The sequence below is a fragment of the Amycolatopsis sp. NBC_00438 genome, from assembly GCF_036026695.1.
Taxonomy (GTDB): domain Bacteria; phylum Actinomycetota; class Actinomycetes; order Mycobacteriales; family Pseudonocardiaceae; genus Amycolatopsis.
Genome location: NZ_CP107923.1, coordinates 1343526 through 1368662, shown reverse-complemented (window position 1 = coordinate 1368662; position 25137 = coordinate 1343526). Strand labels below are relative to the sequence as shown.

Annotated in this window: 17 protein-coding genes; 6 read left to right on the top strand and 11 right to left on the bottom strand. The window is 74.3% G+C overall.

Features of this window, described 5'->3' with window-relative positions:
- Window positions 1-127 precede the first annotated feature (127 nt).
- Together OG494_RS06550 and OG494_RS06545 are read left to right on the top strand one after the other, a co-directional pair.
- Complete coding sequence (locus OG494_RS06550) at window positions 128-1276, top strand: oxygenase MpaB family protein (protein WP_328452935.1); 1149 nt, start codon at window positions 128-130, stop codon at window positions 1274-1276.
- A gap of 271 nt (window positions 1277-1547) precedes the next feature.
- A complete protein-coding gene (locus OG494_RS06545) occupies window positions 1548-3875 on the top strand; it encodes a beta-L-arabinofuranosidase domain-containing protein (protein ID WP_328452933.1) in 2328 nt (775 codons plus the stop codon).
- A 686-nt stretch (window positions 3876-4561) separates the two neighbouring features.
- Here the strand turns inward: OG494_RS06545 and OG494_RS06540 are convergent.
- Window positions 4562-6199 carry a serine/threonine protein kinase gene (locus OG494_RS06540; protein ID WP_328452931.1) on the bottom strand — a complete coding sequence of 546 codons (1638 nt, stop codon included), beginning with the start codon at window positions 6197-6199 and terminating at the stop codon, window positions 4562-4564.
- A gap of 131 nt (window positions 6200-6330) precedes the next feature.
- Between OG494_RS06540 and eccD the strand changes: the two genes are divergently transcribed.
- Both eccD and eccB read left to right on the top strand, forming a co-directional pair.
- The gene (eccD, locus tag OG494_RS06535; RefSeq protein WP_328452929.1) at window positions 6331-7692 is read left to right on the top strand and encodes a type VII secretion integral membrane protein EccD; all 1362 of its coding nucleotides are present in this window, start codon (window positions 6331-6333) and stop codon (window positions 7690-7692) included.
- 1 nt (window position 7693) lies between these two features.
- Window positions 7694-9097 carry a type VII secretion protein EccB gene (eccB, locus tag OG494_RS06530; RefSeq protein WP_328452927.1) on the top strand — a complete coding sequence of 468 codons (1404 nt, stop codon included), beginning with the start codon at window positions 7694-7696 and terminating at the stop codon, window positions 9095-9097.
- A gap of 153 nt (window positions 9098-9250) precedes the next feature.
- Here eccB and OG494_RS06525 read toward each other — a convergent pair whose 3' ends face one another.
- From OG494_RS06525 to eccCa, 3 genes are read right to left on the bottom strand one after another with little or no spacing between them, the layout of a single operon-like run.
- A complete protein-coding gene (locus OG494_RS06525) occupies window positions 9251-10576 on the bottom strand; it encodes a hypothetical protein (protein WP_328452924.1) in 1326 nt (441 codons plus the stop codon).
- A 3-nt stretch (window positions 10577-10579) separates the two neighbouring features.
- Complete coding sequence (locus tag OG494_RS06520) at window positions 10580-10876, bottom strand: hypothetical protein (protein ID WP_328452922.1); 297 nt, start codon at window positions 10874-10876, stop codon at window positions 10580-10582.
- The gene (eccCa, locus tag OG494_RS06515; RefSeq protein ID WP_442874387.1) at window positions 10876-14847 is read right to left on the bottom strand and encodes a type VII secretion protein EccCa; all 3972 of its coding nucleotides are present in this window, start codon (window positions 14845-14847) and stop codon (window positions 10876-10878) included. Before eccCa ends, OG494_RS06520 begins: the two co-directional genes overlap by 1 nt.
- Before the next feature lie 141 nt (window positions 14848-14988).
- On the opposite strand from eccCa, the gene OG494_RS06510 reads away from it, so the two are divergent.
- Entirely contained in the window at window positions 14989-15321 is a 333-nt protein-coding gene (locus OG494_RS06510) for a WXG100 family type VII secretion target (RefSeq protein WP_244180950.1), read from the top strand.
- 20 nt (window positions 15322-15341) lie between these two features.
- Window positions 15342-15638: a WXG100 family type VII secretion target gene (locus tag OG494_RS06505; RefSeq protein ID WP_328452920.1), complete on the top strand. Its 297-nt coding sequence runs from the start codon at window positions 15342-15344 to the stop codon at window positions 15636-15638.
- Window positions 15639-15679: 41 nt separating this feature from the next.
- On the opposite strand, the gene mycP is transcribed toward OG494_RS06505, so the two are convergent.
- From mycP to OG494_RS06470, 7 genes are all read right to left on the bottom strand, one after another.
- Complete coding sequence (gene mycP / locus OG494_RS06500; protein ID WP_328452918.1) at window positions 15680-16936, bottom strand: type VII secretion-associated serine protease mycosin; 1257 nt, start codon at window positions 16934-16936, stop codon at window positions 15680-15682.
- A 135-nt stretch (window positions 16937-17071) separates the two neighbouring features.
- On the bottom strand, window positions 17072-19141 hold the full coding sequence (locus tag OG494_RS06495) for a transglutaminase family protein (RefSeq protein ID WP_328452916.1): 2070 nt from the start codon (window positions 19139-19141) through the stop codon (window positions 17072-17074).
- Entirely contained in the window at window positions 19138-20259 is a 1122-nt protein-coding gene (locus OG494_RS06490) for a DUF58 domain-containing protein (protein WP_328452914.1), read from the bottom strand. Before OG494_RS06490 ends, OG494_RS06495 begins: the two co-directional genes overlap by 4 nt.
- On the bottom strand, window positions 20259-21230 hold the full coding sequence (locus OG494_RS06485) for an AAA family ATPase (RefSeq protein ID WP_328458886.1): 972 nt from the start codon (window positions 21228-21230) through the stop codon (window positions 20259-20261). The genes OG494_RS06490 and OG494_RS06485 overlap by 1 nt, the downstream gene beginning before the upstream one ends.
- Complete coding sequence (locus OG494_RS06480) at window positions 21230-23098, bottom strand: fibronectin type III domain-containing protein (RefSeq protein ID WP_328452912.1); 1869 nt, start codon at window positions 23096-23098, stop codon at window positions 21230-21232. Before OG494_RS06480 ends, OG494_RS06485 begins: the two co-directional genes overlap by 1 nt.
- 95 nt (window positions 23099-23193) lie before the next feature.
- Complete coding sequence (locus tag OG494_RS06475) at window positions 23194-24456, bottom strand: sensor histidine kinase (protein WP_328452910.1); 1263 nt, start codon at window positions 24454-24456, stop codon at window positions 23194-23196.
- Window positions 24453-25124: a response regulator transcription factor gene (locus OG494_RS06470; protein ID WP_328452907.1), complete on the bottom strand. Its 672-nt coding sequence runs from the start codon at window positions 25122-25124 to the stop codon at window positions 24453-24455. Before OG494_RS06470 ends, OG494_RS06475 begins: the two co-directional genes overlap by 4 nt.
- Between the last annotated feature and the right edge of the window lie 13 nt (window positions 25125-25137).

The following is a 25137-nucleotide window of genomic DNA, read 5'->3' as shown; positions in this document are numbered from 1 at the left end:
AACCAGCGCTGTCACCGGTTCGTGAACCGGTTCTGCCTGAATGGCGCTGACCCCCGGTTTGTTCCCGACCGAAACTAAATCGGTGACAGAGAACCACGGGTCGCCGAGACCGATCCCGCTCGAAGAATTGAAGTTTCTGGGCGACCCACTCGCCGACGCAGTGGTCGCCGACCTGGTCGCCAGCGGGACGACCGTCGCGGTCAACGAAGTCCTGGCGCAGTTCCGGGACAACGACCAGCCCATCCCCGACACCCTGCCGGAATCCGTGCGCCGCTTCCTCATCGCCACAGACAATCCGCCGGACTGGGCCGACCTCGATCGGGTCGCGAGCGCCTACGAGTTCTTCGTCGACGACGGCGTGCACGTCGCGTCGGTACTCTCGTTCGGGGCGATGGTGAACTGCTACGCCCAGCCGCGGGCGTCGCGCGTGCTGTCGCTGACCCACCGGCTCAACCAGCCGCACCGCCGGCTGTCGGAAACTTCGCAGTTCGTGCTGAACATGATGGGTCCCGCCCCGTTCGGTTCGGGCGGCGGGTTCGTGCCCACGATCCAGAAGACCCGGCTCATCCACGCCGCCGTGCGCTACTTCATCACCCACTCCGGCGAATGGGACGTCGCCGCCGACGGGGTTCCCCTGTGCCAGCAGGACATACTCGGTGCGCTGCTCATCTTCTCGGTCCAGGTCATCGACGGCATGCGCCGGATCGGGATCTCCGTGACCGAGCGGGAAGCCGAGAACTACTACTACGTCTGGCGCGTGACCGGCGCGATGCTCGGCATCCCGGCCGACGCGATACCCGAGACGCTGGCCGAGGCGCAGGCGTTGAACGCCGAACTCGTCGAGGCGACCTACGGGCCGTCGGACGAAGGAATCGAGCTCACCCGCAACCTCCTCGACCTCTACGAGCACATGATTCCCGGCAAGGCGTTCGACGGCGTGGCCGCCGCGGTCGTCCGCCAGGTCGTCACCCCGCAGGTCGCCGACTGGCTCGAGGTGCCGCGCGCACGGGGCTGGAGCCGGGCGGTCGGCGCGGGCGCGCGGCTGATGCGGGTGCTGGAACGAGCGGAGGACCGCAGCCGCCTGGCCACTGCGGTCCTCGACAAGGCGGGCAGTCTGCTGCTGGGCGGGAGCGTCCGCACGCTCACCGACGGGCAGCCGACCGCGTTGACCATCCCGGCCGGTCTGCGTGAGAAGTGGCTCGCCGCCGGCGTCTGCCCCGCGGCACCGGGTGAACCCGCGCCGGCGCGCGGAGGGCGGACGTCGACCACGAAGTAGCGACGGGGTGAGCGGGATCGACAGCCGGTCCCGCGGACCGTGCACGCCTGCCGGAGCGGAGGCGGGCGTGCGGCGGTCAGCGCCTGCTTCGGCCCGGGTAAGTTTCACCCGCCGCTGCGGACCTGTCCTGCCGTGGTCACTACGCCTGAACAGCGAACGAGCCGGTAATCGTTGGCCCGCAGGAGCACGAGCGGTCGCGCAGTACGTGACAGACCCGGATGTCGGCGCTAACGTCCGCCTCCGTTCCCATGCCGGCCGAACGGAGAATCCGGTGACCTCATCCTTCACCCGGCGGCGGTTGCTGCAAGCCGCCGGCGCCGGCGCCCTCGTTTCCGCGGCCGGCTCCGCCTTCGGGTGGGCTCCCGCCGCCGGCGCCGCCACCGGTCCGGTCCGATCGGAGGCCGGGGTGTCCGCGTTCCCGTTCGAGCTCGGCCAGGTGCGGCTGACCGCGAGCCGGTGGCTGGACAACCAGAACCGGACGCAGAACTACCTGCGGTTCGTCGACGTCGGCCGGCTGCTCTACAACTTCCGGGCCAACCACCGGCTCTCCACCGGCGGCGCCGCCACCAACGGCGGCTGGGACGCGCCGAACTTCCCCTTCCGCAGCCACGTGCAGGGGCATTTCCTCACGGCGTGGGCGCAGCTGTGGGCGGTCACCGGGGACACGACGTGCCGGGACAAGGCCACCTCCATGGTCGCCGAACTGGCCAAGTGCCAGGCCAACAACGGCGCCGCCGGGTTCACCGCCGGGTACCTGTCCGGCTTCCCCGAGTCGGACTTCGACAACCTCGAGGCCGGGCGCCTGTCGAACGGCAACGTGCCGTACTACTGCATCCACAAGACGATGGCGGGCCTGCTCGACGTCTGGCGGTACGTCGACAGCACCCAAGCCCGTGACGTGCTGCTGAGCCTGGCGGCGTGGGTCGACCGGCGTACCGGCCGGCTCAGCTATGCGCAGCAGCAATCCGTGCTGGGCACCGAGTTCGGCGGCATGAACGCGGTGCTGACCGACCTCTACCAGTACACCGGCGACGCACGATGGCTGACCGTCGCGCAGCGGTTCGACCACGCCGCCGTGTTCGACCCGCTGGCGGCGAACCGGGATCAGCTCAGCGGCCTGCACGCCAACACCCAGATTCCCAAGTGGATCGGCGCCGCGCGGGAGTACAAGGCCACGGGCACCACGCGCTATCGCGACATCGCCACCAACGCGTGGAACATCACCGTCGGCGCGCACACCTACGCCATCGGCGGCAACAGCCAGGCCGAGCACTTTCGCGCGCCCAACGCCATCGCCGGGTACCTCAACCAGGACACGTGCGAGAGCTGCAACACCTACAACATGCTCAAGCTGACCCGGGAACTGATCGCGCTCTACCCGGATCGCGCCGACCTGGCCGACTACTACGAGCGGGCGCTGCTCAACCAGATGATCGGCCAGCAGAACCCGGCCGACAGCCACGGCCACGTCACCTACTTCAGCTCCCTCAACCCGGGCGGCCGGCGCGGTCTCGGCCCGGCGTGGGGCGGCGGCACGTGGAGCACCGACTACAACTCGTTCTGGTGCTGCCAGGGCAGCGGCCTGGAAACCCAGACGAAGCTGGCGGATTCGATCTACTTCTACAGCGACACGACGCTGATCGTGAACCTGTTCCTGCCTTCGGTGCTCACCTGGACCCAGCGCGGCATCACCGTCACCCAGACCACGTCGTACCCGGCCGGTGACACCACCACCCTGACGGTCACCGGCAGCGTGAGCGGCGCCTGGGCCATGCGCCTGCGCATCCCGAGTTGGACGACCGGGGCGACCGTCAGTGTCAACGGCGTCGCGCAGAACGTGACCGCCACCCCCGGCAGTTACGCGACGTTGTCGCGGTCGTGGGCCTCGGGTGACACGGTCACCGTCCGGCTGCCCATGAAGGTCGCCCTGAAGGCGGCCAACGACAACGCGAACGTCGCCGCGGTGACCTACGGCCCGGTGGTGCTGGCCGGCAACTACGGCAGCAGCACGCTCGGCGCGTTGCCGTCCCTCGACCCGAACTCGGTCACGCGGACGAGCACCACCGCGCTCGCTTTCAGCGCGAAGGCCAACGGCTCGTCGGTCAACCTGGTGCCGTTCCACGACGCGCAGGGCTTCAACTACACGGTCTATTGGAACACCGGGGGCGGCTCCGGTGGGACGACGAGCCGGCTGGTCAACGTGGGCAGCGGGCTGGTGCTGGGCATCGAGAACATGTCCACCGCGGACGGCGGCCGCGCGCTGCAGTGGTCCGACAGCGGCACGGCGGACCACAACTGGGAGGTCATCACGGACGGGACCGCCGTCCGGTTCCGCAACGCCAACAGCGGCAAGGTCCTCGGCGTCCTGGACATGTCGACGGTGGACAACGCCCGCGTCCTGCAGTGGGCGGACAACGGCACGGCCGACCACCGCTGGACCGTCCTCGACCAGGGCGACGGGACGGCGAAGATCCGCAACGTCAACAGCGGCAAGCTGCTGACCATCGAGAACAACTCGACGGCCACCGGCGCGTTCGCCGTCCAAGGCCCCGACAACGGCGCGGCCGCCACCCGCTGGCGAATCGTGCGCAACGGCTGAAGCCGCGCAGGCGGCGAAGCGCCGATCCCGGCCGGGCGACCCGCAAACCGCGCGTCGAAAGGGAATGAGTGGGTCGGATTGCGCGCGTGCTGCGCGGAGCCACGCCGCACGGCAGTGGTCGTCAGTTCGCCGAAAGGAACAGGCGCAGACGGTCGACCCGGCCTTCGCGGTGCGACATCGACCAAAACCACGGTCGGCGGGCAGTGCCGCGCGCTGACCACCCCCATTTCCCCACGGTGACGTCGCGGCTGGGCTGCTACAGCTCGCAGTCTCTGGTCGCCGACGCCCGCCGCCACGGCGTCCACATCCGCGAACCGGACACCAACGCCGGCCTCGCCCACGCCACCCTCGAACCGGTGCCGCCAGCACCGGCGGCGTCGCTCTGCGCCTCGGGCTCGCGAAGGGGCCCTGCACCGGCATCGCGATCTCACCGGCCGTGTTCGGCTCAAGGGTTCCGCCGCCGAGGCGCCGGCGGACGTAGTCGGCGGCCCTGGTGGCGCTCAGCACCCGCGGCGACGCTCCCCTGTAGCAGGCAGTCGTGCCGGTCGCCGATCTCCGGGATCCGGTGACCACAGGTCCCTGAGCAGCACCTACGAAAGGCAACGGCGGCGGACCGTTCGCGCCCGCTGCGCCGTGACCTCGGTGCTGTGACCTCGGCGCCGCCGGCCGCTTCCGGCCACGCGCGTTCAGCGGGTGCAGGTGGCGCCGCGGATGGCTTTCGGCAGGCTTTCGTAGACCCCGCGCGCGGTGGCGGCGCGGACGAGGAAGCAGTACCGCTTTCCGGGTTCGACCGGGATGGTCAGGCTGAGCTGCCGCCCGGCGGGCACCACCCGCGCCTGGTCCCCTTCGGCGGCGACGACCACGGCGTAGTCCATGGGCGCCGAGCTGCGCCAGGTGAGCTCGACGGTGTCGCTGGCGTCTTTGGGAGGGAGCAGTTCGAGAGCGGTGGCGGGCGCGGCGACGAGCGAGGAAGGCGGTGGAGCGGCGGGCTGGGTTTCAGCGGGCTGCGCCATTTCGACGGACCCACTGCCGAGGACGGCGATCAGCCCACCGCCAACCGCCGCGACGGCAACGGCGATTCCGCCGAATACGAGCAGTTTCCGCCGGCTGCGGCGGTTGCCGGGGTTGACGCCGCGGAAGTCGAAGGAGGCCAGGGGAACGCGGGTCGCCTCGGGAACTTGCGGCGCCCAAGGCGGTGCCATGGGCGCGGCCGGGGTTGCGGCCACGACAGGGTTCGAGGCCGCGGGCACCGGCGCGGTCGCCCGAGCCGCACCCGCGGCGTCAGCAGAGCCTCCGGCCACGACAGCACCTGGCAGCACAACGTCGCCGGCAGGCACCGGCGACGCGGCCGACGGCCCAGCCGACGGAGCCGCACCCGGCTGCGCCGAATGGGGAACCGGGCCTGCGCCTGGCTTCGCCCACGCAGAAGTCGTCGCCGTCGGCACCGGGACCTGCGGTGGGGAGGCCACAGCGAGCGCCGGCGTGACCACTCCCGGCGGCGCGGCGGATGTCGGTGGCACCATCCCGTACCCACCGGCCACCGGAGGCACCGGCCCCGAAGCGAAGTCGTCGAAGCCCGGCGGCACCGATCCCACCGTCGCCAGCCGGCGGGCCACCTCCACCGCGTCCGTCAGGCGGCGGGCCGGGTCGGCCGCCAGCAGCCGGCCGATCGTCGTGGCCAGGGCCACCGGGACGTCCTCGCGGTGGATCGCCGGCACCGGCTCGCGCAGCACCCGCAGCACCCGCTCGCCCTGCCGCTCCCCGAGCTTGCCCGGGTGCGGCGAACCGCCCGTCAGCGCGAAGTGCACCACCGCGCCCAAGCCGTACATGTCGTTCGCCTCGTCGAACACCTCGGTGCGCGCCGCCTCGGGCGCGCGGAACTCGATGGCGTGCAACGGATCGCGGGGGAACGTGTGCCGCAGCACCAGGCCACCGTCGGCAAGGACCGGCTCACCCGAGGCACGGAACAGGACGTTGTGCGGGCTCACGCCGCCGTGGACGACGCCCGCCTTGTGCATGCCGGCCAGCGCCGTCGCCAGCGTCCGGCCCAGGACGACCGCGTCCGCCGCGGACAGCGGACCGCCGCGGCTGACCAGCTCGGCCAGCGACTGCGGGCACTGCTCGCGCCGCAGCACCTGGCTGCCGTCCGAGCGGGTCTCGACCGCGTCGATCGCCAGCACCGACGGGATGTGCCGCACCGCCGCCTGCTCGCGGTCGAACGCCGCCTTGGTGCGCTTGTCGAACTTCGACGGCAGCTGCCGGTAGGCGAAGGTCACCCGTGACGAGACCCCGGAGTACGCGTCTCCGCCCGTCGTTCCCGTCATGACCCCCGCCTGTCCGCAACCTGCCGCCCTGCCCTCCGCGTGGCCCGGCCGATCCATAGTAGGTCCGCCCGCGCCAGTCCGCGGGTGCCCACGGCAGCTACCTGCCGCGAGCCGAACCGAGGAAGGCCACCATGACCACGACCGGCCTGGTCCGCGTGACGGTCGCGACGCCGCACCGCCGCATCGACCTCGCGCTGCCCGAACGGGCGCCGCTCGCCGAGCTGTTGCCGGGCCTGCTCCGGCACGCCGGCGTGGCCGACGAACCGCCTGGCGGGTGGCTGCTGCGCCGCGGCGACGGCGGCCGGCTCGACCCCGCCCGCACGGCCGCCGCGCAGCGCGTCGGCGACGGCGAGGTCCTGCACCTGGTTCCGGCCCAGGTCGACTGGCCCGAGCTGGAGTACGACGACCTGGCCGACGTGATCGCCGAAGGGTCGGCCCGTCTCGGCGGCACCTGGCAGGCCCGTCACACCCGGGCCGCGGGCCTGGCGGCCGGATCACTCGCGGCGCTGGTGGCACTGGCCGTGCTCGTCACGGCGGGCCCTGGCGTCGGCCCGGCGGTCGCGGCCCTGCTCGCGGCGGTCGCGCTGGTGGCCGGCGGGTCGGGCCTCGCCCGGGCGTTCGGCGACAGCGGGGCCGGTGCGATCCTGGCGGTGACGGCGTGGCCGTTCGCTTTCGTGGGTGGCGCCCTCCTGCCGGCCGGTGGCGCCCCTCTGACCGCCGGCGAGCCGCCGGGCGCGCCCCAGCTGCTCGCCGGGTGCGCGGCCGTGCTGGTCGCCGCCGTCGCCGGGCTGATGGGCGTGGCCGACCGGGCGGCCGTCTTCACGGCCGGGGCGGTCGCCGGCCTGGCCGGAACGCTCGGGGCGTGGCTCGCGACGGCGGACGTCGTGCCCGGGCCGCAGGCGGCCGCGATCGTCGCGGCCGCGGCCCTGGTCGGCTCGCCCCCGCTGCCCGCGCTCGCGGTCCGGCTGGGCCGGCTGCCGTTGCCGGTCCTCCCGCGCGGCCCGGCCGACCTGCTGCGCGACACCCCGCACCCGGCCCGGCGCGCGGTCTACGCGTCGGTGGTGCGCGCCGACGGCATCCTCACCGGGCTGCTCTGGGCGATCGCCTCGGCCGCCGCGCCGGCGCAGGTCTGGTGGGCCGGGCACGGTGGCACCGCGGGCGTCGTCTTCACGGCCGTGCTGACCGCCGGCTTCCTGCTGCGGGCGCGGCTGCACCCGATCGTGCGGCACCGGGTGCCGCTGCTGCTGGCCGGCGCGACGGGCCTGGCGAGCCTGGCCCTCTTCGGCGGCGGGCAGCCGTGGACGATCGCCGCGGTGTGCGCGGCCGCCACCGTCGTCGTGGTCCCGGCCGGCCTGCGTTACGCGGCCAGGACGCCGACGCCGTACCTGGCGCGGTGGGGTGAGATCGTCGAGGTGCTCGTGGTCGTGGCCGTGGTCCCGCTGCTGTGCTGGGTGCTCGGCCTGTACGCGGTGCTCCGCGGGCTGGCGGGCTGAGGTGGCCTCCCCTCGCGACCAGCTGCACGCGCACCAGTTCCTCGTCCAGCGCACGGTTTCCGCGCTCGCCGCCCGCGAAACCGACCCGGAGCGGCCGCGGTTCCGGCGGCCGGCGACCGCGGCGTTCGCCGGGATCGGGCTGTCCCTGCTCCTGCTGGCCGGGTTCGGCGTCTTCGGGCTGCTCGTCCCCGGCGGGAACACGTCCTGGCAGGCCGGGGACGCCGTCATCGTGGAAAAGGAGACGGGGACGCGGTTCGTCTACGTCGCCGGCCGCCTGCACCCGGCGGCGAACTACACGTCGGCGGTGCTCGCCGCGGGCAGCGCGAAGACCGTGCAGGTGTCCCGGAACTCACTCGACGGCGTGCCGCGCGGACCGCTGATCGGCATCGCGGGGGCGCCGGACGCGCTGCCCGCGTCCGACCACCTGCTCGGCCCGGAGTGGTCGCTGTGCTCGCGGCCGGAGACCGGCGCCGACGGCAGCGTGGTGAGCCGTTCGGTGCTGCTCGCCGGAGGCTCGCCCGCAGGGGGGACGCCGCTGGGCGACCGGGCGCTGCTGGCGGAGTCCGCGGACACCGGCGAGCGGTACCTGGTGGCCGGCGGTTTCCGGCACCGGATCGCGGCGGCCGACGCGGTGACGGTCGGGCTGGCGCTGCGCTCGGCGTCGCCGGTCCGGCTGAGCCCGGCGGCGGGCGATCTGCTGCCGGCCGGGGGCGCGATCGCGCCGATTCCGCTGCCGGACGCGGGGAGGCCGTCGACGGCGGTGGCCCGGCGGCCGGAGCTGCGCGCGGGTCAGCTGCTGGCTGTCCGGACGAGCGGCACGACGGGGTACTACCTGGCCGAGACCGGGCGGCTGCGCCCGATCACGCCGCTGCAGTACGACATCCAGCGGGCGTACCCGCCGACCGCGGCCGCGTATGCGAACGCCCAGCCGGACGCCGTCCCGCTGAGCCCGCTCGACCTGGCGGAGGCCCACCGGTCCCCGTCGCCGGCGCGGCAGCCCGGTGACGTTCCCGCGCAGCTGCCCGAGTTCGCCACGGGTGCCGCGGTGTGCCTGGGTTTCACGCCGGGGGCGGAGGCGCCGTCAGTGGTGCTCGACCCGGCGCTGGCCCCGCCGGACCCGATGACGGTGACGGCCGGCCGGACGGCGGCGGGAGCAGCGCTGGCCGACAGCGTGGTGGTCCCCCCGGGCATGGCGGCGCTGGTGGAGGCGATGCCGAGCCGGACGGCCCCGGCGGGCACGCTCGCGCTGGTGACGGACGCGGGGCGTGCGTACCCGCTGGCGAGCAGGCGGACGATGGAGGTGCTGGGGTACGGCGCGGTGACGCCCGTGCGGATTCCGGCGGAGCTGCTGGCGCGGGTCCCGGTGGGGCCGGGTTTGGTGGAGCAGGCGGCGCTGAGCCGCTGACCGGGGAGACGGTCGTGAAGGGCACCCTCATGGACGTTACGGCCATGAGGGTGCCCTTCGCGGCATCCGGGGCCGCGCCTCGGGCTGCCGGGAGCGGCGCTTTCCACGGGAAAGGCCCGCCCCGGAACACGTGCGGGGCGGGCCTTTCCCGTCTCAGCCTCGCTCGGACCGCAACGGGGACGGGGGTGGTGCGACCTCCCACAGTTCGTCGTCGAGACGAGGCTTGTCCGGGGACCAGCGGGGCTCTTCCGCCGGCACCGGACGGCGGTCGCCGCGGGTCCGGCCGCCGAGCCGCTCAGGCACCCCCGGCGGCTGCCTGCGGACCGGGCCGCGGCCCGTGAACCGGTTCTCCGCCCGGCCCGGCCCGGGACGCTGCCCCGAGCCCGCGAGCGCGCCCGACATCGGCGGCATCATGCCGGGGAACCCACCCGACGCCGGGCGTGCCGACGCCCCCGAAGCCACGCCTGGGACGATCGGTTCCCCGGGGGCGGTCGCGGCGGCCGGGGTGACCGTCGTCGCGCGGGGTACCGCGGCCTGCGGGATCGCCGTCGCTCCCGGGAGACGGACCGAGCCGGCCAATCCGGCGAGACCGCCCAGCGCCGGGCTCGGCACTCCCGCCGCCGACGGCAGCGATGGCGCGACCGGCGTCACCGAGGGCGGCACCGGCGGCGCGACGCTCTCCAGCCCCGCCAACGTCGGCGCGACCGGCGACGGCAGATCCGGCACCGGCGGGGCTTCGGGAGTGGGCACCGCGCCGGGACCGCCAACGGCGCCGGAAGCGGCACCACCGGCAGCACCCGCGCCGGAAGCTGCGGCGGCACCACCGGCGGCCGCCTGCGCCTCGGCGCCACCCGCGTCAGCACCACCCGCCCCGGCGGCACCCGCGTCGGCAGCACTCGCCGAGGCACCACCGGCAGCACCACCACCGGTAGCACCACCACCGGCGGCCGCGCCATCGCCGGAACTGCCACCGCCCGAGCCTGCGGCACTCTCCCCCGCCGCCGCACGCAGCCGTTGCGCCGCCGCCACGTACAGCCGCCCCAGCTCGTCCATCTTCGCGCCGGCCGCTTCCTGCAGCTGCTTCACCTGGGAGTCCGCCGACGCACCTCCCGCCTGAGCCACCGCGGCCTGGATCTGCCGCGCCTGCTCCAGGCACTGCGCGACGTACCGCGTGACCATCGGCACCGCTTGGGCGGCCGCGTCGAGGGCCGTCCACGGGGCCGCCGCCGCGATCCACTGCGCGTGCGTGCGCAACGACGTCGTGCCGGCGTCGGTCCGCCGGAGGAAGGTCCGCCCCGCGTCGTCCTGCCATGCCCCGGAAACCCGGCTCGCGTGCTCGGCCAGCTGCCCCTCCGCGGTCTCCAACGCCGTCTGCGCGGCCTGCCACTTGCGGCCGATCTCGCCGAACGCGCCGACGTTGCCCTGTTCCACCTGCACCATCGCGAGCTGCTGCTCCAACGGCAGCGATCCGTACCCCACCGCTCAGTCCCCCAGTCCGGTGCCGGCCACGGTCAGGGCCTGGGCCCCGGCCGCGTTGCCGGCGAGGTAGTCCTGCGCCGCGCCCCGGGCGATCCCGGCCAGTGCGACGAACTCGTCGTGCGCCCGCTGGACGTACCCGGTGAGCGCGGTCGCCGACTCCGTGTCCGCGGCCGTCAGCTCCGCCGTCTCCAGCAGGCCGCCGCCGGCGATACCCGGCCGTGCGGCCGCGACACCTGGGTCCGGCGGCGGCGGCGAGAACTGTTCCAGGCCATCGGTAAGGCCGTGGATGTCTTGTCCCATCAGGGTTTCCCTTCGTCCACTGTGGTCACATCGGCCGGCGGCAGCCAGGCCAGCTGCAGCAGCTTCGGCGCGTCGCGGCGGCCGATCAGCCGGCCACGCCCGGCGGGCAGCGGCTCGGCCTTGACCCCGCCGAGCAGCGGTCCTTCTTCCTTGTCACCGGACAGCAGCAGCCCGGGGGTGCCGACGTCGCGCAGCCGGGTGAGGAACGGCTCGAACAACGCGCGCCCGGCCCCGCCCGTCCGCCGCGTCACGATGACGTGCAGGCCGATGTCGCGGCTCTGGGCCAAGTGCTCCAGCAGCGGCAGCAACGGGTTCGCCGCCGGGTTGACGACGAGGTCGTAGTCGTCGACCAGCACGAACAGCTCCGGTCCGTGCCACCACGACCGCGTCCGCAGCTGGGCGGGCGTGACGTCGGGGCCGGGCAGCCGTTCGGCGACGCCGCGAGCCGCTTCGGCGAGCAAGCCGGCCGTCGACGCCGGGTCCGTGCCGTAGCCGAGCAGGTGCGGCTCGGACAGGTCGCCGAGCAGCCCGCGCCGGTGGTCGACCACGATCAGCCGGGCCTGCTCTGGCCGGTACGCCCCGGCGATGCGGCGGGCCAGCAGCCGCAGGAACGCCGTTTTGCCGGATTCGCCGTCACCGAGCACCAGCAGGTGCGGGTCGGCCGCGAAGTCCAGTCGCACCGGAGCCAGGTCCTGCTCGGCGATCCCGACCGCGAGCCGGTGCGTCGCCGGGTCATCCACAGTAGACAGTTCCGGGTACGGCAGCACGCCCGGCAGCAGCCGCACCCTCGGCGCGGGCTCCCCCCGCCAGGCCGCCGCCACGGCCTCGACGAGCGCCGCCGAGCCGGCCGGCAGGTCGTCGGCGGTCGCACGCCCGTCGATCCGGGGCAGGGCCGTCAGCATCTGGTGTCGTCCGCTCGTGACACCGCGCCCGGGCGCGTTCTCCGGGACGAGCAGCTGGCTCGCCCGGTCGACCATGGTGTCGACCGGGTCGCCGAGCCGCAGCTCCAGCCGCCCGCCGAAGAGGTCGCGCACGGCCGGGCGCAGGTCGAACGAGCGGGAGCAGGCCACCAGCAGGTGGACGCCGTAGGCGAGCCCGCGCGCGGCGATCCCGGCGACGACCTCCTCGAGGTCCTCGAAGTCCTTGCGCAGGGTCAGCCAGCCGTCGACCACCAGGAAGACGTCGCCGTAGGGGTCCTCGGCGAACTCGCCGGCGGCGCGGCGGCGCCGGAACTCGGGCATGCCGTCGAGCTCCAGCTCCGCGAACCGGCGTTCGCGGGCCGCGAGCACGCCGGCCACCTCGGCGACCGTGCGCCGGACCGCGCCGGCGTTCTGCCGGGCCGCGACGCTGCCGACGTGCGGCAGACCCCGCAAGGTGGCGAGCGTGCCACCGCCGAAGTCGAGGCAGTAGAACTGTGTCTCACGCGGCGTGTGGGTCAGCGCCAGGCTCGCGATGATCGTTCGCAGCGCGACGCTCTTGCCCGACCGCGGCGCGCCGACGACCACGGCGTGCCCGGCCGCGCCGGAGAAATCCAGCTCCAGGGGGTCCCGCCGCTGGTCGAGCGGCCGGTCGACGATCCCCGCCGAAGCGCGCAGCTTCCCGGCCAGCCCCGGTCCGGCGACGAGCCCGCGCACCGGGTCCACCACCGGCGTCCCGAGCAAATCGTCCACAGTGGACGACTCGCGCAGCGGCGGCAGCCACACCTGGTGCGCCGGCGTGCCCTTGCCGGTGAACCGGTCGACCAGGATGTCCAGGAGGCTTTCGCCGACGGCGTCGTCGAGGTCTTCCTCGGCTTCGGGTTCATCCGTCATTTCGGGTGCGACATACGAAGTCGTGTACTCGCGCATGGCGGCCTGGTGTTCGCGAGGCCCAGCGCCGGTCGTGCCGGGGCGGTGGACGCCGGAGACGTAGGCGGAGCGGAATCGCGTCATGACCTCGGTGCCGAACTTGAGGAAACCGTGGCCCGGCGCGCGCGGCAGGGTGAACGCCGCGGTGACCCCCAGCACCGCGCGGCTTTCCATGTCGGAGAAGGTCCGCAGGCCGATCCGGTAGGACAGGTGGCCGTCGAGCCCGCGCAGCCTGCCCTCCTCCAAACGCTGGCTCGCCAGCAGCAGGTGCACACCGAGCGACCGGCCGACGCGCCCGATCTGGACGAACATGTCGATGAAGTCCGGCCGGGCGGAGAGCAGTTCGCTGAACTCGTCGCAGACCACCAGCAGCGTCGGTACCTCCGCGAGCGGCGCCCCGGCGAGCCGGGCCTTCTCGTAGTCACGCAGGGAAGCGAAGTTCCCGGCCGCGCGCAGCAGTTCCTGACGGCGGATCAGCTCGCCGTTGATCGCGTCGGCCATCCGGTCGACCAGCGGCAGCTCGTCGGCGAGGTTGGTGATCACCGCGCTGGTGTGCGGGAGGCCGTCGAGGCGGGTGAAGGTGGCGCCGCCTTTGAAGTCGATGAGCGCGAAGTTGAGCTGGTTCGGCGGGTGCGTGATCGCCAGCGCCAGCACGAGGGTGCGCAGCAGCTCGCTCTTGCCGGACCCGGTCGCGCCGATCAGCAGGCCGTGCGGGCCCATCCCGTCCTGGGCGGACTCCTTGAGGTCCAGCTCGACCGGCGTGCCGTCCGGGGTGATCCCGAACCGGACGCGCAGGCGGTCGCGGCTCGGCCGCGGCCGCCAGGTGCCGGTGGGGTCGAACGCGAACGGGTCACCGAGGCCGAGCAGGTCTTCCAGACCGAGCTCACTGCTGAGCGGCTGCTCGCCGCGGGTTCCGCTGGGCAGCCGCAACGGCGCCAGCGTCCGGGCGAGCGCTTCGGCGGCGGCCGGCGCCACCGCGTCGGCCTGGCCGAGTTCTTCGGTGCCGCCCGTGGTCCGGGCGGCCAGCGTCCCGTCCGCGCGGACGCTCAGCTCGGCCGCGCCCCGATCGAGCGCGCGGGGCACGGGCGAGCTGAGGTCGAGGACGGTGACGCCTTCGACGCCGCCGCCGGTCATCAGATGATCGGAGCCCAGGACGTCGCCGCCGTCGAGGACGACCAGCAGGTGCGGGGCCGGGGCGCGGCCGGGGCCGTCCGGGTCGAACCGCGGGCGGCCGGCGAGCAGGTCGTCGAGCATCGCCTCGAGCGCGGTGGCGGCCGGGGCGACCAGCCGCAGCGGCCCGACGGCGTCGGTGCGGTCCGGGTGCAGCGCGTGCGGCAGCCACTTGACCCAGTCCCACTCCGGCAGCCGGTCAGGCGCGGCGCAGACGGCGATCCGGACGTCGTCGGGCGCGTGCAGCACGGCCAGCTGGGCCAGCAGGGCCCGGGCCAGCGCGGTGCGGCGGTCTCGGTCGCCGGTCAGGTGAAGCCGCGCGAAGCCGTTCACCGAGACAGCGAGCGGGAGCCCGCCGACGGTCGTGTACGCCGTGACGAACCGGCGCAGCGCGAGCGCGGAAAGCGGCTCCAGGCGTTCCAGCGCCACGGTGTCCGGCGGGACGATCGGGGTGGCCAGGCCCTGCGGGCCCCGGCCGATCCGGGCGACCAGGAAGTCGGGGTCGGCGGGCCGCCGTTCCCACAGCCGCGGCCCGGCGGCCAGGGACCACAGCGTCTCCGGCTCGGGGTGCAGGTGGGCCAGTGCGGCCCGCTGACGATCGATCGTGCGGGTGACGCGCATCCGGTGCTGGGCCAGGCCACGCAGGTAGAGCCGGCGCGCGTGCGCCATCTCGCGCTTGCTCACGCCGCCGCCGTTGAGGAAGGCCGCGCAGAGCATGCCGAGGATCGCGACACCGAACAGGCCGAGCACGACGTACCGCAGCGCACTCGCCGTCCCGCCGAAGCCGAGCAGCGTGCCGCCCATGATCGCCACCATCGGCAGGACCATCAGGGCCTGCGTCCACGTCCGCCCCGAAGGCAGCGGGATCTCCGGCGGTGCTTCCAGCACCACCTCGCCGGACGGCATCGCCGGCCCGGCCGTCCGGTCGCCGCGGTGCACCAAGGTCGTCGCCACGCCGTCATCGTCGGGGCTGCCCGGGCGGCGTGGGGTGGCGTGGCAGGAACGTGCCGCGACGGGGCCACGCGGGCCGCGGGGCACCTAGCGTCGGGCCGGAAACGGCTATTCCGGTGAAAAAAGGAGCCGCGCGTGGCGAGCATGCAGGATCAGCTACACGGCGAAATGGACGTCCTCCAGCAGTCGGCGAAGACCGCCGGTTCGGTGGCGGACAGCATCAACGGACACCGGGCGTCGCTGCTCCCGGTGGTCGGGGCGATGCACGGGCAGTGGGTCGGGACGTCCTACGAGGCGTTCGTGCGCGCGCACGAGCAGTGGGACCAGGGCATCACCCGGCTGACCGCGGCACTGGGCAACCTCGGCGAGAACACGCAGTTCTCGGCCAACACCTACCTCAGCGCCGAAGACGCGGCGCGCGCCGGCATCGAGTCCGCCCAGGGGCACAGCCCCTTCGGCGGCGCGCTGCGGGCCTGACCACGGAAAGGGGATTCCTCGTGCTGATCAAGGGAAACTTCAGCGAGCTGCACGGGCTCACCGACCAGATCCGCAGCACCATCGGGCGGGTCGACCAGGAGATGAGCACCTGGCAGACGATGTCCGGCCAGACCGCCGAGGGCTGGCAGGACCAGGCGGGCGGCCAGTTCACCGAGGTGAGTGCCGCCTGGCAGCAGGTTTCGCAGGCGCAGCAGCAGATGCTGGAGGCGCTGCGCGGCGGCGTCGACAACACGAACACCGAGTTGCAGCAGGCGCTGGCGTCGGCGAAGGCCCGGGTCGGCAGCACGTCGATCTGAGGCTGGGGGAAAGGGGCGGTCCCGGTTCGGGGCCGCCCTTTTCAGTGCCTTCCGGGCAGCAGGAAGGGTTCGGCGGCGACCGGCTCGCGGTCGGGACGCGGCGGCAGCGGGCGGGCCCGGGCGGGCGTCCACCGCCGTCGTTTCCCCCGGCGGAGGACCACGAGCACGACCGTGCCGAGGAGCGTCGCGGCCAGGGCGGCAGCGACTCCGGAACGGGCCGCGGTGCCTTGGCGCGCCCACCAGGCCGCGGCGCTTTCGGCCGCCGGATCCGGTGCCGCGGGTACGACGGACGGCAGCGGGGCCGCCGGGCGGGCGGTGAGTCCTTCGGTCACCGCCCGGTAGGGGTCGACCAGGCCGGCGCCGTACTCGAGGCTGCCCGCGCCGCCGGGCATCGGGGTCGCCGTCGCGATCAGGCGGCCGGCCACCTGGGCGGCGCTGAGTCCGGGCTCGGCTTCGCGGACGAGCGCGGCGGTGGCGGAGACGAAGGGGGCGGCGAAGCTGGTGCCGTCGAAGTAGTCGTGGCCGCCCGCGCGGGTCGTGCTCAGCACCCCGGCCCCGGGCGCGACGATGTCCACATAGGACCCGACCTGTGAGCCCTGCGCCCGGTGGCCGCCGATGTCGATCGAGCCGACGCCGAGGACGCCGTCGTACATCGCGGGGTAGGACGGGCCGGAGCTGCGGTTCCCGACGGCCGCGACGACGAGGACGTCGTTCTGCTGGGCGTGCCGGATGGCGTCGTGCACGACCACGTCGTCGGCGTAGCCGGACAGCGAGAGGTTGATGACCTTGGCCCCGGAGTCGGCGGCGTACCAGATGCCCCGGGCGAGGACGACGGGATCGATCGGGGTCGGGCGGCCGTCGTCGGCGAGGTCACGGTCGGTGATCCGTACGGGCAGGACCGTGGCGCCCGGGGCGAGCCCCTGGAAGCCGACGCCGGCCTGCGGCGCGGCGGCGATGATCCCGGCGACGGCCGTGCCGTGGGAGGCGCAGTCGAAGTCACCGGAGAGATCGCCGGAGAGGAAGAAGTCCTTGCCCGGCAGAACTTTCCCGGTGAGCTGCGGATGGGCGGCGTCGACCCCGGAGTCGACGACGGCGACGGTGACCCCGGCCCCGGTGCTGTGCGGCCAGACCCGCCGCGGGTCGAGGGTCCGTTGCGCCCAGGGCAGTTCGGTGACGACGGGGTGGGCACCTTCGGCGGTGGAACAGGCCCCGGCCGGCGGCGCGGCAACCGCGGGCGGCGCGGTGGAGACGAGCACCGCGGCGACGACACCGGCCAACGCGGGCAGGGTTCGGCTCATCACGCCATCGTCGCGGCGGTGCGCGGCAGCCGGGGCGCGCTGGCCGGAACCGGTCAGGCGACACCCGGCACGAAAAGCCGTGAATGGCACATCGAGGGACTTGAAGTCCCTCGATGTGCCATTCACGGCTTTCGGTCAAGCGCGGGAGGGACGCAACCCGCGTGGGTCGAACCACGCCAGCACCCGCCGCCCCGGGCGGGCCTTCCCCAAGCCGCGGCGCAGCTTCCGGACCGCCGCCCACGCGCGTTCCCGCTCGTCGGAGGCCGAAACGGTCCACATCGCCGCGTCCATCGCGCCGGCCAGTTCCGACAACCCCTCCCGGACCCCGGCCGGCGCCGAAGGTCCCACCGCGGAGAGCGCGTCCCGGACCGTCATTCCCGGCGTCAGCACCACGCCGTGCGCCCGTAGCCGGTCGCGCGCCTCCGCCCACGCGCCCGCCACCGATGCGTACCCCGGACGGCGTCGCCGTCGCCACGCCCGGACCACCCCCACCGCCGGGACGCCGACCAGCCACAGCACCACCAGCACCGTCAAAAGCACCGCGAACACCGGCCACGGCACCGAAAGCCCGGTGTCGGGAGCCGAAGCGCCCGTGCCGGAAGACGGGAGCCGGGGCGGGGTCACCTGATCCGGTGGAGGTAGCGCCGCCCGGGCTCGGGCCGTCGTGTCGCCCAGGCCGCCCGAGGCCGCCGCCGCTCCCGTCGGGTCCAGGGCCACCCAGCCGACGCCGTCGACCGCGACCTCCGGCCACGCCAGCACGTCCGCGTTGCGCACCACCACGTCCCGGCCCGCGCCGGCCGGCGACCGGAAGCCGACCGCGACGCGGGCCGGGATGCCGAGCAGCTTCGCCACCGCCACGTACGCCGCCGCGAACTGCTCGCTCGTGCCCACGTGCGTCTCCAGCAGGAACCGCTTCAGCTGCGGCCAGCCGCTGCCCGTCGGCAGCCGCTCCCCCGCCCGCACCACGCGGTAGTTGTCGCTGAAGTACTTCTCCAGCAGCAGCGCCGTCTGGAACGACGGCCGCATGTCCCGTACCGCGCCGCGAGCCAGCGTCGTGACCTCCGGCGGCACCGCACCGACGTCGCCGACGTCCCGGGCGGCGGCCGGGTCGACTCCGCGTCCCAGCAGCCCGGCCTGCCCGGTGGGTTCCCACCACCGCAGCCGGTACGCGGCGCCGTCGGCCGGGCCCGGCAACCGCAGCTGCCCCGATGCGGCGTCGACGAACGGCGTCACCCCGTCCACCCCGGACACCAGCGGCTGGCTCGGCAGCCACGGGCCGAGCGACCCGAACACCGTGACGTCGGCGGTCCGCAGGTCCGACGGCGGTGCCGCGGGGGCGGGCAGCGGCGCGCCGAGCCGCCGCGGTTCGCCGCCCGGTGACCACGTGACGCCGTTGAAGCGGTCGAGCACGGCCAGGCGCCACCGGTCGACCGGTGTGCCGCTCGAGTACCGGAACACCGGCACCTCGGGGTGCAGCAGCCGGCCCGCGACCTCGGTCAGCGGATTGGCCACCCGGCCCGGCGGCAGCGGCGCGGGCTGGTTGTCCTGCAACGAAAACGCCGGTGTCCCGGCCGGGTCGGCGACCCCGCCGGCCACGACCCCGACCGCGCCGAGCACGACGACCGGCACCGCGGCGAGCAGCACGGCCCCCAGCCGCGACGGCGCCGACGGCCGATCCGGCCCGGTCAGCACCAGCAGCAGCACCACGAGCGCGGCGTAGGCGGCCCCGACCACCAGCGCGGTCGCGCCCGTCAGGGCGCCGAAAGCCTGGCTGAGCACCAGAACCGGCAGCGAAGGCAGCAACGCGAGCAGGGGACGCCGCCCCAGCAGCTCGACCGCCAGCACCGACGCGGCCAGCACCAGCAGCGGCACGAACAGCACCAGCGCCGGGTCCGCCGGCGCCGGCCACGTCGTCTGCAGGGTCAGCCGCCACGAGTCCGTGACCCCGGCGACGAGCGCGTGCAGCGCCTCCCCCGGCGACACCGTCCCGCGCAGCACGACTTCGAGCACCACCACCAGACCGAGCACGGCCGCGATGACCGGACGCCACGGCCGGAGCGCCCGCCGGCGATCGCACAGTTCCGCGACGCCGAAGCACACGACACCGGCCGCGAGCACCGGCAGGACCAGCGCCCAGAACCCGAACACCGGCGCGAACAGCAGCCCGGGCAGCGCGGTCAAGAGCAGGACGACGGCCCGCGTCACGAGGCGACCACCTCGGTCCAGCGCCGCAACGCGCTGACGGCGTCCGGCGCGAGCAGCACCCGGGTCGCGCCGGCGGGCGGCGCCGACGCCCCCAGGATCACGGCGACCGTGCTCGCGTACCGGGACCGCACCGCCGCCACCGGCGCCAGGTCCAGCGGGCCCGCGGCCACGACGGTCAGGATGCCCCCGCGTTCCCGGCTTTCCGGCAGCAACCGCGAGTCCGGCGTCGCACCTCCGGTCAGGACGCACAGCTCGTCGAGCAACCGCCGCACCGCCGGGGAACCCGACAGCGTCGCCACATCCACGCCGCACGGCGTCACCAGCCGGCACCGGTGCCCGGCCGTGGCGGCCGCGGCCAGCAGCGACGCCGCGACGTCGACGGCTTCCTCGAACAGCGGCCCCGGCGGGCACCGGGTGTCCAGCACGACGGTGAAGCGCGGCTGCTCCGGGTCGACGAAGTCGCGCACCATCAGCCGCCCGGTCCGGGCGGTCGCCTTCCAGTGCAGGTGCCGGACCTCGTCGCCGGGCACGTACTCGCGGACGTCGCGCAAGTCGTGCGAACCGTGCGGAGACAGCTCGGTGGTGACGCCCTCGTGGTGGTGGCGCGGGTGGCCGCCCACCGGCAGCAGCACCGGCCGCACCTTCGGGTGCACCCACAGCGTCGCGGTGTCGCCGGTGGTGATCCCGGCGCGGCCGAGCCCGAGCGGGTCCCGGCGTTCCAGCGTCAGCGGCCCGACCTGGTGCCGGCCGCGGGTCCCGGTGGGCAGCTCGTAGTGCAGCACCGACTCCGTCCCCGGCGCCAGTGCGCGCACGCGCACCTCGTGCGTCCCGGCGCCGACGCGGTCGCCGGCGGTGAACGCACTTTGCCGCCGGGTGCCGGCGTTGCGAACCCGCAGCTGGGCGAACGCCGGGCGACCGCGGCCCACGCGGTCCGGGTAGACCTCCCTGGCCACCGAGACGCGCACGCGGCGGGCACCGGCCAGCACCGCGCCGAGGACGGCCAGCAGCCCGGCCGCGCCGAGGGCGCGCGGCAGCGGCCAGCCGCCGGCCAGGCCCGCGGCGAGCAGGGCCACCGAGGTCACCACCAGTCCGGTGCCCCGCGCGGTCGGGCGTGTCATCAGCCCACCGGGGTCCCGGCGGCCGGGGTGCGCGTGGTCGGGGCCGGCGTCGCGGCGAGCACCTCGTCGAGGATGTCCGCGGGCTTGCGCTGGGTCAGTTCGGCGTCGGAGGTCAGGATCAGCCGGTGGGCCAGCACCGGCCGCGCGACCTCCTTGACGTCGTCGGGGGTCACGTAACCGCGGCCGTAGGTGGCCGCGATCGCCTGCGCGGTGCTGATCAGTGCGATGCTGCCGCGCGGGCTGGCGCCGTGGCGCAGCGCGACGTGCGTGCGGGTCGCGGCGGCGATGCGGGCGGCGTACTCGCAGACCGCGCCGTCGACGTGGATCGCCCGCACCTGCGCGATCGCCGCCCGCAGCGTCTCCAGGTCGACGACCGGCGACAGCTCGTCGGGCCCGATGCCCGCGCGGTCGCTCATGATCACCAGCACCTCGGTGGCCAGGTCCGGGTAGCCGACCGTCAGCCGCATGAGGAACCGGTCGAGCTGGGCTTCGGGCAGCCGGTAGGTGCCCTCCATCTCGATCGGGTTCTGGGTCGCGACGACGATGAACGGCGTCGGCACCTCGTGCCGCTCCGCGTCGACGGTGACAGTGCGCTCGGACATCACCTCCAGCAGCGCCGACTGCGTTTTCGGTGTGCCGCGGTTGATTTCGTCGGCCACCACGACGTTGGCGAAGATCCCGCCGGGGTGGAAGCGGAACGCCTCCTCGCGCTGGTGGTAGATCTGCACACCGGTGATGTCGCCGGGCAGCAGGTCCGGGGTGAACTGGATCCGGTGGTAGCTGCCGCCGATGCTGCGGGCCAGGCACCGCGCCAGCGTCGTCTTGCCGAGCCCGGGCACGTCCTCGACCAGCAGGTGGCCCTCGGCCAGCACCGCGGCGACGGCCAGCCGCACGACCTCCGGCTTCCCGCGCAGCACGGTCTGCACGTTGCGCGCGATCAGCTGGTACACCTCGGCCGGTGTCGGCACTATCAGCCTCCTGTCCACTTGAGACGGTTCGAGGTCACGGCCGAGCCGTCGACGCTCGCGGTGACCCAGACGGTGTTGCCGACACCGTAGTAGTCGAACGCGCTGAAGGCCGCGCGCCCGCTGGAGTCGGTGTCGACGCCGTGGCCTCCGTTGCTGTAGCCGGAATCCGTCGAGTGCGGGACGACGTCGACGTGCGTGCCCGGCGCGAACCCGCTGAGCACGACGTGCATCTTCGCGCAGCCGTCGCGGTCGTACTCGGGGGCGCACTGCCCGCCGCGCGACAGCGTCAGCTTCTCGGTACCGGCCGGCGTCACCGAGCCGCTGGACGCGCCGGGGCCTTCGCCGACCTCGTTGACGGCCCGGACGGTGAAGGTGTACGCCTTGCGGTTCGCCAAGCCCTGCACGGTGGTCGAGCGCGCGGAGGCGATCATCGTCACCGAGCCGCTGCCGCCGCCGGTCCACGTGATCTTGTACGCGGTCACGGGCGAGCCGTTCGCGGCGGCCGCGCCCCAGCTGACCGTCGCCGAACCGTCCCCGGCCTTCGCGGAGACCCGCGTGGGCGCGCTCGGCGGGCTCGCCGCGACCGTCGGCGGCGGCGCGGGTGGCGGTTTCGGCGTCGACTTCGGGGTCGGCGGCGGCCTTTCCGTGCGCACGACCGTCCGCTCCGGCTGCTGCGTCGGCTGCGGCCGCACCGGCGGCGCGCTGCCGGTCGGCGGGGTCTCCGGCGGCGGCGGGCTGGGCGGGACGCTCGTGGTCGGCGGGCGGCCCGCGGCCGGGACGTCGGAGACCCGGCCGTCGTGGTCGAGCACCAGGACGTGCCGGCCCCGGTCGCCCTCGACGTAGACGCGGGAGTCGCCGCCCTGCACCAGTTTCGGCGTGCCGGGCTCGGCCGGGATCGGCTTGGTGTCGCGGGCCGCGCCGGTGTGGTCGTAGGTGAGCAGCCTGCGGCCCGCTTTGTCGACCAGGGCGACGACGTCGCCGGTGGAAGCCGGGCCGTCGTAGTCGCCCGGCGGCAACTGCGCGGAAATCGGTCGCTCGCGCGGCTTCGCCGGGTCGAACCCGGCCGGGTCGACCAGGTACAGGCGTTTGCTTTCCGGGTCGAACAGCGCGACGCGGCCCTGCACGTCGGCCGCGGCCGGGCGGGTCGCGGCCGAGACGGGGACGTCCAGCGGCACCGCGGCACCTTCGCCGTCGTCGCCGACGGTGCGCAGCGTGCGGTCGTGGGTGTTCACGAAGACGGGCTTGCCGCCGACGAGGGTCATGCCACCGGTGTCGCCGGGCTGGGCCGAGGCGGGGCAGGCGACCGACGAGTCGTCCTTGCGCAGCCGGCACAGCTGCCCGGTGTCGGTGCGGTTGAGCCAGAGTGTGCCGTCGGCCATCGCGACCGGGTCGCCGAAAGGCCCCTCGACGTCGATCAGCTGCACCGCGCCGCCGAGCCGGGCGATCCTGCCCGCGTTGCGGTAGGCCAGGTAGGGGCCGCCGGCGGTTTCGATCGCGAGACCGCGCTCGTCGTCGGGAGCGGTCTGCGGCGGCTGCGCGGCCAGGGTGGACTGGTCGAACATCGTGATGCCGCCGTCCTGCCCGACGACGTAGCCGCTGGTGTCGCCCTGCAGCACCTGGCTGCCCGGGCGGCCGGGCACCTGGCCGGCGGAGTCGATCTGCGCGGTCGAGCCGTCGATGTGCAGCGCGGACTGCGTTTCCGAGTCGTAGAACCAGTGCCCCGCGGGCAGGAAATCCGCCCCGGCGGACGGCGTCCTGCCGGTCAGCGCCACGACGGCGCCGCCGGCACACAACGCCACGACGAGTACCAGCGGAATCCGGGAACGCAGTTTTTTGCCCCCCGGAAACCGCCCTTCGATCCCCAGTTTCACGTGGCGGAGTGTACGGCACCCGATACATTTCCGGTCCATTTCCGCACCCCAGCAGAGTCCTCAGGCACGCGAACAGGCGGAGGGCTCCGTGACACTCAGTGGCGCTCGGGTGCCAGGGGCAGTTCCAGCTCGAAGATCGCGCCGCCTTCGTCGGCGTTGTAGAGGTTGAGACGGCCGCCGTGGGCCTGCGCGACCCAGCGCACGATCGACAGGCCCAGCCCGGAGGAGCCGCTGCCGGTGCGGAACCGGTCGAACAGCTCCTCCGCCGTCGTGCTGTCGACGCCGGGCCCCTGGTCGGCCACGGTGACCCGGCCCCCGGCGACGGTGATGTGCACGACGGCCTGCTCCCCCGGCTGCCGTCCGTAGCGCAGGGCGTTGTCCAGGAGGTTGCCGATCGCCCGGCGGACCAGCGCCGGGTCGACGAGCACGGTGCACGGCGCGGCGGTGACGGCGACGCGGGCGCCCTCGGCCGGGGTGTCCTCGACCACCCCGGAGACGAGCTGGTCGAGCCAGACCGGCTGGACGGTCAGCCGGTCGACGCCCGCCGCGAGCCGGGCCCGCACGAGCAGGCCGTCGATGATCTCGCCCATCTGGGCCGACAGCGCGACCGTGCGCGGCAGCAGCTCGGCGGACTCGGCCGGGTGCCGCTGCGCCGTCTCGGCGAGGGCCCGCAGCGCGGCCACCGGCGTACGCAGGTCGTGCGCGGTCTCGGCGAGCAGCAGCTCCTGCTGCTCGAGGGCACTCGCCGCGGGCCGGATCGCGCGGCCGGACAGGACCCACCCGGTCAGGCCGAGCGCCCCGGCCAGCACCACCGCGCCGCCGACCACCCAGAGCACCTCGCGCTCGTGGGCGTCCGTTTCGGCACGCGCGTCGGTCACCGCGACCACAGCGCCGGCGTAGCGGCCGGACTGGGCCCGGACGGGGTCGACGCGTATCCGCAGCGGGCTGCCGTCGGGGGCGTCGATCCCGCCGTAGAGGAACTTGCTCTGCTCGATGGCCTGCTGCGCGTAGCCGTTGAGCACGTCGACGTCGACCGCCACGCACGGGCGGCCGCTCAGCTTCGCCGGGAACGTCCCGGATCCGCCGGGCAGCACGGCGAACTGCGGGCAGGCGTCGTTGACCTCGTCGCGGTCGGCACCGGCGGCGCTGATGCCGTCCGGGCCGTCGGCGCGCAGCAGCCGCTTGACCACGGAGGTGACGCGGTACAGCTCGTCGTCGAGGTGCTGTTCGCGCTGCCGCGAGTCGGCCGCGAGCACCAGCCAGGCGACGACGACCAGGCCGACCGTGTTCATCGCGGTGAACAGGATCGTGAGCAGCACGCGCAGACGGCGCAGGCGGTCGGCCGAGGAGCGCGTCATTCCACGGCCAGCCGGTAGCCGGTGCCGCGCACCGCGTGGATCAGGCCGGGTTCGCGCAGCTTGGCGCGCAAGCGTTTGACGACCGCGTCGACGACGTTGGCGACCGGGTCGGCCGAGCCGTCCCAGCAGTGGTCGAGCAGTTCCTCGCGGCCGACCGCCTGCCCGGCCCGGATCAGCAGCACCTCGAGCACGGCGAACTCCTTGTCCGACAACGTCAGCAGCACGCCGGCGCGGCGGACCTCGCGGCGGGCGCTGTCCAGCTCCAGGTCGGCGACGCTCAGCACGGACGGCCGGGGATTCCCGCCACGCCGGCACAGGACGTGCACGCGCGCGGCGAGCTCGGCCGGGGAGAACGGCTTGACGAGGTAGTCGTCGCCACCGTGGGCGAAGCCGTCGACGCGGTCCTGGGTGCTGTCGCGAGCGGTGAGGAACAGGACCGGGACGGCCCAGCCGCGGCGGCGCAGCCGGTCGACGAAGTGCAGCGAGTCGCCGTCGGGCAGCATCCGGTCGAAGACGACGCAGGCCACGTCGGTCTCGCGCAAAGCGGCGTCCGCGCCGGCCAGGTCGGCGGCGGTAGCGACGGCGAGACCACCGGCCGTGAGCTCGGTGGCCACCGCGAAGCGAAGGTTTTCGTCGTCCTCGACGACCAGCACCCGGGTCGTTGTCATCGAATCCTCATGT

Bases quoted from the DNA above. Each gene is read 5' to 3' on its own strand.
- OG494_RS06475 (WP_328452910.1), bottom strand. From the start codon at position 24,456: ATGACGCGCTCCTCGGCCGACCGCCTGCGCCGTCTGCGCGTGCTGCTC.
- OG494_RS06470 (WP_328452907.1), bottom strand. From the start codon at position 25,124: ATGACAACGACCCGGGTGCTGGTCGTCGAGGACGACGAAAACCTTCGC.
- mycP (WP_328452918.1), bottom strand. From the start codon at position 16,936: ATGAGCCGAACCCTGCCCGCGTTGGCCGGTGTCGTCGCCGCGGTGCTC.
- OG494_RS06540 (WP_328452931.1), bottom strand. From the start codon at position 6,199: ATGACGGGAACGACGGGCGGAGACGCGTACTCCGGGGTCTCGTCACGG.
- eccD (WP_328452929.1), top strand. From the start codon at position 6,331: ATGACCACGACCGGCCTGGTCCGCGTGACGGTCGCGACGCCGCACCGC.
- OG494_RS06520 (WP_328452922.1), bottom strand. From the start codon at position 10,876: ATGGGACAAGACATCCACGGCCTTACCGATGGCCTGGAACAGTTCTCG.
- OG494_RS06510 (WP_244180950.1), top strand. From the start codon at position 14,989: ATGCAGGATCAGCTACACGGCGAAATGGACGTCCTCCAGCAGTCGGCG.
- OG494_RS06490 (WP_328452914.1), bottom strand. From the start codon at position 20,259: ATGACACGCCCGACCGCGCGGGGCACCGGACTGGTGGTGACCTCGGTG.